This window comes from Nocardia australiensis (assembly GCF_020733705.1).
Taxonomy (GTDB): domain Bacteria; phylum Actinomycetota; class Actinomycetes; order Mycobacteriales; family Mycobacteriaceae; genus Nocardia; species Nocardia australiensis.
Genome location: NZ_JAJFZM010000017.1, coordinates 33,410 through 45,150 on the forward strand (window position 1 = coordinate 33,410; position 11,741 = coordinate 45,150).

Here is an 11,741-nt window from a genome sequence, read left to right on the forward strand (position 1 = left end):
CCCGCTCCATGAAACGCCCTCGACACCCTGACCGCCGTTCGGCCTGCCCATGCCGGTGATTCACATCGCATGACACATCGATGACATCAAATTGCCGCTTGTGTGACGCCACCTATGGCGTCATTATGGTGTCATGAATCTCGACAAATACACCACGCGACTGCGCGACGACCTGATCGCCGCCGCCGCACTCGGCGACGAAAAAACCCAGGCCACGGCGGCGGCACTAGCGGCAGCGGCGGAAAGCGCCACCCGGCTGGCGCTGCTCGCGGCGCTGTCAGACATGGCCGCGGAGGTCAGCACCGCACTGGGCGACCGCACCGTCCACGTGTCGGTCGACGGCACCGACGCCACCGTCGATGTGCGCAAGAACTCGGCGACCACCGCCGAGGATCACCCGAGCTTCGAAGAAATGACCGGTGATATCAGCCGCGTCACCCTGCGATTGGTCGAGCAGATGAAGTCTCGCGCCGAGGAAGCGGCCGCGCAGAGCGGGATGTCGCTCAATTCGTGGTTGTCGGGGGCTGTTTCCGGTGCGCTGCGCGATCAGATGCGCGGATACGGAACCAAGCGCGACGCCTGATCACACCAGCGGCGCCAGGTCGCCGTTCGTGCCGATCACAACCTCGTCGAGTTCGAGCCAATCCGCCATGTCACGCAGTGCGCCGGTGAGCGCGGCGGCGGTGGCCGGGGTGCAATGGCCCGGTTCGGCGAAGGCGCCCGGAACCAGCAGCCGCCCCGAGGCACGTTCGGCACGAAGGTCGACGCGGCCGACGAGTTCGCCGTTGTACAGGAACGGGAACACGTAATAGCCGTGCACCCGTTTGGGTTCCGGGGTGTAGATCTCGATCCGGTAATGGAAGTCGAACACGCGCTCGGTGCGAGCCCGGAAGAAGATCAGCGGATCGAACGGGCACAGCAGCGCCGCGCCCTCGATCCGGCGCGGTGTCGCGGCACCGCTCCGCAGATAGGCAGGTTTGTTCCAGCCGGCGACCTCGACCGGTTCCAGTTCTCCGGCATCGACGAGGTCGGCGATCGCCGGTTCGGTCTGGGTGCGATGGGTCCGGTAGTAGTCACGCAGGTCCGCCTCGGTCGCGATCCCGAGCGCGGTGGCCGCGCGCCGGGTCAGTTCCCGCATCGCGTCTGCCTCGGAGACGTCTCGCGCCAATATGTCTGGTGCGATCACTCGCTCTACCAGGTCGTAGTGCCTGGTGAAGCCGATCCGCTTGCCGACCGACAACTCACCGGCGGCGAAGAGTTGCTCGCAGATCATTTTGGTGTCGCTGAGGTTCCACCAGGAGCCCTTGGGCTTGGGCTTATCGAGTTCCAGGTGGCGTTCCACCTCACCGGCGGTTACGGCACCGACATCGGTGATCACGTCGAGGATGTCTTTGCCGAGGGTGGGATTGCGTTCCACCACCCGGCGCATGCCCGCCCAGCGACCGTTGGCGTACTTCGCCATCCGCCACCGCATCAACGGCCAGTCCTCCACCGGTATCAACGCGGCCTCGTGCGCCCAGTACTCGACCAGCCGCCGTGGTCGGCGCGAACCATTGCTCCATGCGGCCTCGTCCAGCACGGTCCGGTCGTAACCGCCGATCCGGCTGAACACCGGCGCATAGTGCGCCCGCACCACTGCGGATACCGAATCCAATTGCAGTAGTTGGGTTCTGGCCAGCACATCGAGCACCGCACGGCGGTTGGTCGCGGCCGGTTTACGCCGCCCGAAGCCCTGCGCGGCCAGCGCCGTCCGGCGGGCTGCCGCCGCACTCATCTTCCGCATGACCGGAACTCTGCCATGGCCGTGTGACAACCTCGGCCCACAGGTCGCAAGGTCCTCCCGCTACTTGCGCCGAGGACGAAATCTCGGGAGGCGTAGCGTCGACGTGCATGCGAGCGTCGCGACCTTTTTCCACTGTGGGCACACAGAAGCTGGCCGAGCCCTGTCGCACGGATGTCGCGGTACTCACCAAACGCCTGATGACGGCGATTTTCACCGACAACCCGGAATGGACGGACTACACCTCGGTGCCGCGCGCGGAACTGCGCGACGGGTGCAGGCAATATCTCACCCGTGTCCTGGACCTGTTGTGTGGTGAAGCGACCGATCCAGAACATGACGACGTCGCCGCCGTAATCGGCCGGTGGCGGGCCGAACAGGGCGTGCCACTCGAGGCGATGCTGCGCACGTTCCGGCTCGGCGGCGCCATTGTGTGGGAAGCGTTGCTGGACAACGTCGAAGCCGTCGAAATCGAACCGCACGAAATTCGCGCGGCTGGCACGGCGATGTGGGCGGTGATCGACGGATTGTCATCGACACTGTGCACGTCCTATCGCAATACCGAGCTCGAACAGGTACGCCGAGACGAGCGGCGCAGACACGCGCTCATCGAGGACCTGCTGTCGGGGCGCGCGGGCGACGCGACGTTCGCCGTGCGGGCGGCACGCGAGCTGAATATGCCCGCGTTCGGGCCGTACCTGGTGATCGTCGCCGATACCCTCCCTGATGGACGATCGGCGCTGGCCGGACCCGAGACCGTGCTGGCGGCATTACAGATCCGGTCGGTTTGGCACGCCCGCGTGGACACCACGATCGGGCTGGTGTCACTCGAGCGCCGCGCTGGGGCCGCGGTATTGCACCACCTGCGGCCGCTGGCCCGTGGTCGGGCGGCGTCCTCGGCCACGGTCGCCGGGCTCGCCGAGTTGGGCACCGGCCATGCCCTCGCCCTGCTCGCCCTGGATACCTTGCCAAGAGATGCCACCGGCCTGGTATCGCTGGATGAGCGCTACCCTGAGGCCCTCCTGGTCCGCTCTCCGGACCTGGTGCGACTGTTGCTCGACCGCACGCTCGGTCCGATTCTGGAACTACCCGCGAAGGATCGCACCGTCCTGCTGCAGACCCTGGCCGGCTGGCTGGCGGAGAACTGTTCGGCCGCCAATGCAGCGGCGCGCCTGCATTGTCACCGCAATACCGTACTCAACCGGCTACAACGCATCTCCGGACTGATCAACCGCCCGCTCGATGGGCAGCGATCCCACCTCGAGCTGTCCCTCGCGCTCACGGCGCTCGAACTCCCCGGCCACACAGCCTGATCGGCCCATCCGGATTGGGCACAACGCCCATTTTCGTTCCCGCATTCCTGGGCTTTCGGGACATTGTTTGTGCATTTCACGCCGACGAGACTTGAAGACTATGCCCACGCCCAATCTCGGCGTGGCCGTATTCGTTCGAGACTGAGGAGCACCACGAGTGCCGGAATTCGATCTCTTGGTCATCGGGGGTGGCCCCGGCGGCTACGTCGCGGCCATTCGCGCGGCCCAGCGTGGGCTCTCGGTAGGTCTGGTGGAGAAGGAGCGACCGGGCGGGGTCTGCCTGAACTGGGGTTGTATCCCGACGAAGGCGATGCTGCGTTCGGCGGAGGTATTCCATACCGTCAGTGCCGCAGCCGATTTCGGTGTGTACGCCGACAATGTGCGGTTCGACTTCGCGGCGATTCGCCAGCGTAAGGATGGGGTCGTCAAGGAGCTCACCGACGGCGTCTCCGGATTGCTCGCGGCCAATGGCGTCACCGTCATCGAGGGCCATGCCCGCTTCACCGGCCCCACCACCGTCGAGGTGCATGAGGTGGGTCCGTCTCCGATCGGGCCCGACGGCCCGCGCTACGCGGCCGCGCCGACCACACCCGTCCGACAGGTCAGCGCGCACGATGTGATCATCGCGACCGGGTCGGTGCCCGCCCGTCTGCCGATCCCCGGCGCCGACTTGCCCGGCGTCATCACTTCCGACGGCGCGTTCGGCCTGACCACAGTCCCCGACCGGCTGGTGATCGTCGGAGGCAGTGCGGTGGGCGCCGAATGGGCAAGCCTGTTCGCGACGTTCGGCAGCGACGTCACCGTCGTCGAGATGCAGGACCGCGTGGTGCCCGCCGAGGACCGCGATATCGGCTCGGCCCTCGCACGCTCCTTCGCCGCACGCGGCATCAACGTGCTGACCGGATCGACCGTCGCCTCGATCGCTCAGGCTGACGCCTTGCGTGTCACCATCGAGGGCCCGCACGCTCGCGAACTCGATGCCGATGTGGTCCTAGTCGGTGTCGGCCGCCGCCCCAACACCGCAGACCTGGGGCTTGATATCGCCGCAATCCCCACCGACGAGCGCGGTTTCATCCCGGTCGACGACCGGTTACGCACCGATGTCGAGCACGTCTACGCGATCGGTGACGTGACCGGGCGGGCGCTGCTGGCGCACGTCGCCTCCCATCAGGGTCTCACCGCCGCCGATGTCATTGCCGGACACGACAACCGGATCGACTACACCGCGATCCCCGCGGCGACGTTCACCCATCCGGAGATCGCGAGCGTCGGCCTGAGCGAGGCAGCCGCGCGGGCGGCCGGGCACGAGGTCGTCGCCGCCCGATTCCCGTTCGCGGCGCTCGGTCGAGCCAAGACCTTCGGCGACACCGAAGGTTTCGTGAAAATCGTTGCGGGACAACAGCACGGCGAGGTGCTCGGCGTGCACATCATCGGCCCGTCGGCCAGTGACCTGATCACCGAGGGCGCCCTGGCGATCACCCTCGAGGCAACTCTGGACGAACTCGCCGACACCATCCACGCCCACCCCACCCTCGGCGAGATCGGCATGGAGGCAGCGCTGACCGCGCTCGGCCTGCCCGTGCACGTCGCGCCGCGTAAGCGCTGACGAGGAGCACCGTGACCGACACAATCGACCACGCCCCCATAACTTTTGCCGCCGAGGACGCCGAGACACTGCGCGGCTATCTGCGCGACATGATGTTCGTGCGGCGGTTCGAGGAACGCGCCGCCCAGGGCTACGCGCAGGCAAAGATCGGCGGCTACTGCCACCTCAATCTCGGTGAGGAAGCCACCGTAGTCGGACTGGCGGCAGCTATGCGCCCAACCGACTACCTGTTCACCAACTATCGCGAACACGGCTACGCCATCGCGAAGGGCATCGAACCCGGCCGGGTCATGGCCGAGCTCTACGGCCGCACCACCGGTACCTCGAAGGGCTGGGGTGGCTCGATGCATATGTTCGATACCGCTACTCGACTGCTCGGCGGCTACGGCATCGTCGGCGGTCAACTACCGCTCGCCGTCGGCGCCGCACTTGCCATCGACTACCGCGGCGGTGACGACGTGGTGGTATGTCAAATGGGCGATGGCACAACGAATATCGGCGCCTTCCACGAGTCGCTCAACATTGCCGCGCTGTGGCGACTGCCGGTGGTTTTCGTCGTGATCAACAATCAGCTCGGCATGGGCACTACCGTCGAGAACGCCTCCGCCGAGCCCGACCTGTACAAACGCGCGGCCGGCTACCGGATGCGCGGTGAACAGGTCGACGGAACCGACGTGCTCGCGGTGCGCGATATCGCCCGCGATCTGGTGGAGACGGCGCGGCGGGAAGGCAAACCGGCGCTGTTGGAAACGGTCAGCCATCGCCTCAAGGGGCATTCCGTGGTCGACCCCGCGAAGTACCGCAGTAGCGAAGATGCCTCCACCGCACGGGAATCCGATCCGATCGCACGGTTGCGCGCGGATCTGATCGAGGCCGGTGTGCTGGATGACACCGATGTCACGGCGATCGAGCAGTCCGTCGAAGCGGAGGTCGACGCCGCGGTGGCCTTCGCCGACGCCAGCCCGCACCCGGACCCGTCGAGCCTTTTCGACTACACCTACGCCACCCCGGTCGCGGGCGAATCCCGCAGGCTGCCCGCCGATCCGCTCTTCTGAGCCAGTTCATCCGACCGCTGCCATTGATATCAATAAGGACAACCGTGCCTGTCATCACCTATCGCGAAGCGCTGCGCGAAACCCTGCGCGCGGAAATGCGGCGTGACGACGATGTCTTCCTGATCGGGGAAGAGATCGGCGTCTTCGAGGGCTCCTACAAGATCACCGCGGGCTTACTGGCCGAATTCGGCGAAAAGCGCGTGCGTGACACTCCGATTGCCGAAGAAGGTTTCGTCGGCGCCGCCGTCGGCGCCGCCATGCTCGGGCTGCGACCGGTCGTCGAGCTCATGACGATCAACTTCTCGCTGCTCGCGCTGGATCAGATCGTCAACCACGCCGCCAAGATCTACGGAATGTTCGGCGGCCAGACCAGCGTGCCCATGGTCATCCGAACCCCAGGCGGTGGGGGTCAGCAACTCGGCGCCACGCATTCGCAGAATATCGAGCTCTACTACGCGTTCGTGCCCGGACTCAAGGTGGTCGCGCCGAGCACCCCAGCCGATGCTCGCGCACTGCTGCGCGCCGCGATCGAGGACGACGATCCGGTGCTGTTCCTGGAGAACCTCGCCCTCTACAACACCAAAGGTGAAGTGCCCGACGATCTTCCGCCCGCCGAAATCGGCAAGGCAGCCGTCACCCGAGTGGGCACCGACATCACCCTCATCGGCTACTCACGGATGGCGACCATCGCCACCCAGGTCGCGGAACAGCTGCACGCCGAATCCGGCATCTCGGCGGAGGTCATCGATCTGCGCAGCCTGCGCCCCCTTGATCGAGACGCCATTGTGGCCTCGGTGCGCAAGACCGGATGCGCGGTGGTGGCCGAGGACGACTGGCTGACCTACGGCATCGGCGCGGAGGTCGCGGCCACAATTTCCGATGGCGCCTTCGACTATCTGGACGCGCCCGTCCGCCGGGTCGCCGCGGCGGAAGTGCCGCTGCCCTATGCCAAGACCCTCGAACAGATCGCCCTGCCCTCCGCCGAGTCCCTGCATACCGCCGCATTGGAAACCCTTGCGGCCGTGGGCCGACGCCGCTGAGAACCCGAGGACACCAATGACTGAAATCACTATGCCCCGGCTCTCCGACACGATGGAAGAGGGTGTCGTCGTGTCCTGGCTCAAACAGGTCGGCGACAAGGTCGCGCGCGGCGATATTCTCGCTGAAATCGAGACCGACAAGGCGCTCATGGAGCTGGAAGCCTTCGACGACGGCGTGCTCGAACAAATCTTCGCCGAGGCCGGCACGCGGGTGCCGATCGGCAGTCCGATCGCGATCCTCGGCGACGGCAGCGGAATATCGTCGAAATCCGCCGCGCCGGCGCCTCTTCCGGCCGCATCGACCGCCCCGGCGCCGACCGCAGTCACCGAAACCGTTCGCGCACAGGGCATTACCTCACCCGATGCGCCTGTCGAGCGCCGGAAGTCCTCACCACTGGCCCGTAAGATCGCCCGCGAGCTGGGCATCGATATCGACGGCGTGACCGGCACCGGTCCCGGCGGCCGGATCACCCGCCAGGACGTGGAATCCGCTCAGCCTCCCACCGAACCCGCGATCAACGCTCCCGTAGCCGCCGCACCGGCCACCGCCGCCGGCGACTTCGAGGAGGTGGCGCTGAGCACCGTCCAGCAGGTTAGCGCCAAACGCCTGACCGAGAGTATGCAGCAGGCCCCCCACATCTATCTGACCAGCGCGATCGATGTCACCGAACTGCTGGCCTTCCGTGCCGAGATCAATGCGAGCCTGCAGGCCGCGGGTGCGGGCAAAGTGAGCATCAACGACCTGATCGTCAAGGCAGTCGCCGTCACCCTGCGCGCCGACCCATCACTGAACGTCTCCTTCGCGGGCGACAAACTGTTGCGCCACAACGGTATTCACCTCGGCGTCGCAGTCGCGATCGCCGCGGGACTGGTGGTTCCGGTCATTCGAGACGCCGACCGCAAGTCCGTTTCCGCGATTGCCGCCGAAAGCCGTGACAAGGCCGAACGAGCGCGCGAACGCAAACTGCGCGCGAACGAAATGAGCGGCGGCACTTTCACCATCTCCAACCTCGGCATGTTCGGCATCGAACAGTTCACCGCGGTCATCAACCCACCCGAAGCCGCCATTCTCGCAGTCGGCGCCGTCACCGACGGGCTGCACCTCGAAGACGGACAGGTCGTAGTGCGCAAAGTACTGCGGGTCACCCTGTCCGCCGACCATCGCGCCGTCGACGGAGCGACAGCCGCACAGTTCCTCCAGCAATTGCGGCAACTGCTGGAACACCCACTGCGCATCGTGACCTGAGAGGTGTTGGGCTGGGTTTTTGGCCGCTGGTGCGGCGTGTTCGCGCTGTGTTGTTTGGCAGCGCCTTCGGCGCTGCGTGTTCGCGGCCCCCTATGGCTCGCGTCCGAGGGGCAAATACTTGCTCCTGCGTCGCTTCGTATTTGCCCCTCGGACGCGAGCCGGCCGCGAACTCTAGTGCTCGATCTCGCTACGCTCGAAAACTGGTGTCATAGCGAGTGGGCACGTAAGTGGGGTGGTGCGGCACTGACTGTTTCTGTTGCTGGGCGGCCGGTGGGTGAGGTGTGATGTTCGGGCTCAGCTCCCTGTTGTCGTGGGGAGTGGGCATGTAAGCAGGCTGGTGGGGCGCCCGGCTCGGCAGCCAATAAGCGAATGAACCCTGTTGGAGCCCAAGGTAACTCGGCGGCGACCTTAAGGGATCAGTGTCGATGGCACGCCCCCATCAGCGCTTCACGAAACTCACCGACCGGCGACTCGGTTAATCAGCCTCACCCTGACTGTTCACGCCCAGACGTAGGCTCACCGATCAATTCCCATTTGGTGACTGCCCGCCTCCGCCGCTCCCGGTACGGCCAACAAACCGACTGCGCCGGCAGCTCCTATCAGGTGGACAGTGACACCTCACCGGCGGTGTCGATCTCGGTGCGCCGGTCGCGATCGGGTGCGTTCGCGAGGACCGTCGCCAAGATCCGGCGGCCCATCGGTAGCACTCGCACGGTGACCGAGCCCGCGTTGGCGGCGTCCAATTCCCTTGTCGCCGATTCGATGACCTGCTGACGGACCCAGCGTGGCACCCCGGCGAACCCGCCGTCGTCGAGCAGGACCACCTCGACACCGCGCGAGCGGGCGCCGCGTGCCGCGCTGCTCAACTCGTCGGTAACCAGTTGTGGTGCCCGAAGTCCGTCGCGCAGTTCGGCTTCCAGCAACCTGCACTGCTCGCGCTCGGCGGCGGTCAGGTCGGCGCCGCCCGCGATGCGTTCGAGAATCGGCCGGGCAACCTTGTCGAGCCGAGCCAACTGCCGGTCTCGCTCGCCGTTCTCGGCGGCCATCGTCGCCTCGGCGGCCGCCCGCATCGTGGCCTCTTCGCGCAGTAGGCGCAGCGATCGCTGCGTCGGTCGCATGATCGCCGCGCACACCGAAATTCCCGCGACGGTCGCGACCGGCACGATCGATCCGACCACCACGCCCGTCTGAACTCCGGAGACCGAGGCGACGACAGTGATCACCGCCGCGATCCCGACAACTCCCAGCCACGCCGCCCCCAGGCGGCCCCGCAGCACCAACACCGCGAGTACATAGGACGAGGCGAACGCGGTCCACACCGTTTCGGTCAGGCCGTTCGCGATGTCGATCGTCGTCAGTGCCGTTGCCACCGGTCCGGCAACCGCGACGAACACCGTGGCAGACCACGGCAGTGGATCGACCGGAATCACCAGCACGACCACACCGGCGGCGACCATGATCAGCAGTGCGGAAACCGCTGGTATCAGCGGTGATTGGGTGAAGGTGTGCAGCATGTAGAGCACGATGGTCACTTCGAAGATGATCAGGAAAAGCCACGCCCAACGATCGCGCAGACCGAGCAGGTCACGCAGGCCGAACTCGGTATCACGGTCAGCCATCGCCACCCCACACGAGGGTGACTGTGGTTCCCTGCCCCGGTTGGGATTCCACGAATCCCGCGCCTCCCACGAGTTGCCGCATCCGGCCGAGAATGCTCACCGACACACCGAGCCGATCGGCGGGAACCCGGTCCAGCTCGAATCCGGCGCCATCGTCTCGGAACACCACCCGGATACCGCCCGCACTGATCGTGACGGTGACCATCCGCTGCACCGCGCGACCAGGCACGGTGGCGTGGCGCAAGCTGTTGCGTGCCGCCTCGGCGAGGGCGGCGGCGATCGTGCCCGCGGCGTCGACCGGCAGCCGCAGATCGTCGAGCCCGGCCCAGCGGCGCGCGGTGAATTGGATTCCCGGGTTAACCTCATGCACCGCCGATCGGAGGAATCCGACCGCGGACTGCGCGTCCAACCGATCGGGTTCGGTGTTGTCGCTGCGGCATTCATCGAGTTGCTCGAGTGTCCGTTCGGCCTGACGGCGCAGCACCGGCGACTCGGTACCGGCCCGAGACGCGTCCAGTAGCGTCGACAGCACCCCGTCATGAATGAGCGCGGCGAATCGGGCGCGTTCACGGTCCCGCGCCGCCGCACCCGCCACCGCGGCCGCACGCCTGCTCGCCATTACCGACTCGCGATCCACCCGTGCCGCCGCCGCGAGCGCATAGGTGATGCACCACAAGAACATTGCGCACAGTCCGGCGGCCCTGGCGAAGTCACCGATCAGCGACCAGGTGGTCGCGCCCGGTACCACCGCACGATTCGCCAGCACCGCCTCCGCGACCGCCACCAGCAGGTAGATGATCGACAGGGGTGGACGCCACGCCAGCGCGGCGGCGAGCACGCCGAGCGCGAGCACTCGATACACCCACACCGAGGAGGCGTCGGGCACGTTATAGACGAAGGGGATCATTGCCATCGCCGCGAGAAAACTCACCGCCGCTACGCCCGCCACCGCACGGATAGCGCGCCTGCCGCGCATGAGCGACACCAGCGCGAGTATCGGGAACCACCCCAGCGCTGAACCGACCACCAGGACCGTCCAGCCGCCCGCGACGGATCGGCTCTGCTCGGCGATGTCCGGGAACTCCACCACGGCGACGATCACTCCGGCGATACCGACGGTCAGGCCGAGCTTACGCAGGATCCGATCGGACGCGGGCTCGGCATCGCTGTCGCGCGACATCGCCGCCAAACCACGCCGCCACCGACCCACCCTGACCTGATCAGGTATCGGTGCGGCCACGGGTGTCGGAGTGTCCAGCGCGCTGGACGCGATCATGCGTGTGGACGCCGCTCGGGAACCGGCAGCCATCCGTCTTCCACCGCCCGCTTGTAGAGATCGGTTTTGGTGGGCGCCGGGCGACCGGCATCGGAGTACTTCTGCCGAATCCGGCCTAGGTAGTCATTGACTGTCTGCTCGGACAGACCGGTCAGCCGCGCCACCCGCGAGGCCTTCTCACCCGATGCGTACAGGGTGAGCACCTCTTCCTGTCGCGGGCTCAGGCCAACATTGGACAGCTGCGGGTCACCATCGATGGCCGCGGCCCAGTCGGTGGTCACGACCTGTTCACCGGATGCCGCACGACGTACGGCCGCGACCACGGTCGGCACATCCTCGGACTTGCGCACCACACCGAGCACACCGGCCTTCGCCGCGGCACGGACCAAGAAAGCATTGTCCGCGCCGGTGAAGACCAGCACCTCGATGCCACGATCACGCAGGGCGCGCACGTTGTCCTCGGGCGAGGATCCGTCGGCCAGCCGCAGATCCAATACGGCCAAATCCAAGGCCGGCCGCCCCGGTACGGTATCCGGCCGTTGCGCGGCGGCGGTCAATAGTTCCGGCACGGTCCCCGCCGTCAGCACCAGGTCGAGATCCGGTTCCGGTGCGAGCATGGCCGCGAGCCCGATCGCGACCGATTCATGGTCTTCGACCAGCCCAATCCGGCGCGATGTGCGCTCGTCCCCTTCGACCCAGGTCACCACGAACTCCTATCCCGAGCAACTCGTTCACAGCACCGAAACAACGTCACACCGAGTATGCCCGGCCGGTCCTCGCTGAGGTCAGCCACCAAAAATCGGGGG

10 protein-coding genes are annotated in these 11,741 nt (G+C 66.5%); 6 read left to right on the forward strand and 4 right to left on the reverse strand.

Annotated elements, in window-relative coordinates:
• The first annotated feature begins 133 nt into the window (after positions 1-133).
• Positions 134-583, forward strand: coding sequence for a hypothetical protein (locus tag LKE06_RS29400; protein ID WP_228002657.1), 450 nt, complete (start codon positions 134-136; stop codon positions 581-583).
• Here the strand turns inward: LKE06_RS29400 and LKE06_RS29405 are convergent, their stop codons facing one another.
• Positions 584-1,783, reverse strand: a complete 1,200-nt coding sequence (locus LKE06_RS29405) for a winged helix-turn-helix domain-containing protein (protein WP_228002658.1) — start codon at positions 1,781-1,783, stop codon at positions 584-586.
• A gap of 134 nt (positions 1,784-1,917) precedes the next feature.
• Between LKE06_RS29405 and LKE06_RS29410 the strand changes: the two genes are divergently transcribed.
• The 5 genes from LKE06_RS29410 (at position 1,918) to LKE06_RS29430 (ending at position 8,040) form a co-directional block, all read left to right on the forward strand.
• Positions 1,918-3,093 (forward strand): PucR family transcriptional regulator, encoded by a 1,176-nt coding sequence (locus tag LKE06_RS29410; RefSeq protein ID WP_228002659.1) that lies wholly within the window; start codon positions 1,918-1,920, stop codon positions 3,091-3,093.
• A 157-nt stretch (positions 3,094-3,250) separates the two neighbouring features.
• Positions 3,251-4,699, forward strand: coding sequence for a dihydrolipoyl dehydrogenase (gene lpdA / locus LKE06_RS29415; RefSeq protein WP_228002661.1), 1,449 nt, complete (start codon positions 3,251-3,253; stop codon positions 4,697-4,699).
• 11 nt (positions 4,700-4,710) lie between these two features.
• Positions 4,711-5,754 carry a pyruvate dehydrogenase (acetyl-transferring) E1 component subunit alpha gene (pdhA, locus tag LKE06_RS29420; protein WP_228002662.1) on the forward strand — a complete coding sequence of 348 codons (1,044 nt, stop codon included), beginning with the start codon at positions 4,711-4,713 and terminating at the stop codon, positions 5,752-5,754.
• Positions 5,755-5,807: 53 nt separating this feature from the next.
• Complete coding sequence (locus tag LKE06_RS29425) at positions 5,808-6,794, forward strand: alpha-ketoacid dehydrogenase subunit beta (protein WP_228003255.1); 987 nt, start codon at positions 5,808-5,810, stop codon at positions 6,792-6,794.
• A 16-nt stretch (positions 6,795-6,810) separates the two neighbouring features.
• Positions 6,811-8,040: a dihydrolipoamide acetyltransferase family protein gene (locus LKE06_RS29430; RefSeq protein ID WP_228002664.1), complete on the forward strand. Its 1,230-nt coding sequence runs from the start codon at positions 6,811-6,813 to the stop codon at positions 8,038-8,040.
• Positions 8,041-8,639: 599 nt separating this feature from the next.
• Here the strand turns inward: LKE06_RS29430 and LKE06_RS29435 are convergent.
• Genes LKE06_RS29435 through LKE06_RS29445 form a run of 3 tightly spaced genes read right to left on the reverse strand, consistent with a single transcriptional unit; the run spans position 8,640 to position 11,639 of the window.
• Positions 8,640-9,659: a DUF8320 family protein gene (locus tag LKE06_RS29435; protein WP_228002665.1), complete on the reverse strand. Its 1,020-nt coding sequence runs from the start codon at positions 9,657-9,659 to the stop codon at positions 8,640-8,642.
• The gene (locus LKE06_RS29440) at positions 9,652-10,968 is read right to left on the reverse strand and encodes an ATP-binding protein (RefSeq protein ID WP_228002667.1); all 1,317 of its coding nucleotides are present in this window, start codon (positions 10,966-10,968) and stop codon (positions 9,652-9,654) included. Before LKE06_RS29440 ends, LKE06_RS29435 begins: the two co-directional genes overlap by 8 nt.
• Positions 10,932-11,639 (reverse strand): response regulator transcription factor, encoded by a 708-nt coding sequence (locus LKE06_RS29445; protein WP_228002669.1) that lies wholly within the window; start codon positions 11,637-11,639, stop codon positions 10,932-10,934. The genes LKE06_RS29440 and LKE06_RS29445 overlap by 37 nt, the downstream gene beginning before the upstream one ends.
• Between the last annotated feature and the right edge of the window lie 102 nt (positions 11,640-11,741).

Bases quoted from the DNA above. Each gene is read 5' to 3' on its own strand.
- LKE06_RS29400 (WP_228002657.1), top strand. From the start codon at position 134: ATGAATCTCGACAAATACACCACGCGACTGCGCGACGACCTGATCGCC.
- LKE06_RS29405 (WP_228002658.1), bottom strand. From the start codon at position 1,783: ATGCGGAAGATGAGTGCGGCGGCAGCCCGCCGGACGGCGCTGGCCGCG.
- LKE06_RS29430 (WP_228002664.1), top strand. From the start codon at position 6,811: ATGACTGAAATCACTATGCCCCGGCTCTCCGACACGATGGAAGAGGGT.
- LKE06_RS29435 (WP_228002665.1), bottom strand. From the start codon at position 9,659: ATGGCTGACCGTGATACCGAGTTCGGCCTGCGTGACCTGCTCGGTCTG.
- LKE06_RS29440 (WP_228002667.1), bottom strand. From the start codon at position 10,968: ATGGCTGCCGGTTCCCGAGCGGCGTCCACACGCATGATCGCGTCCAGC.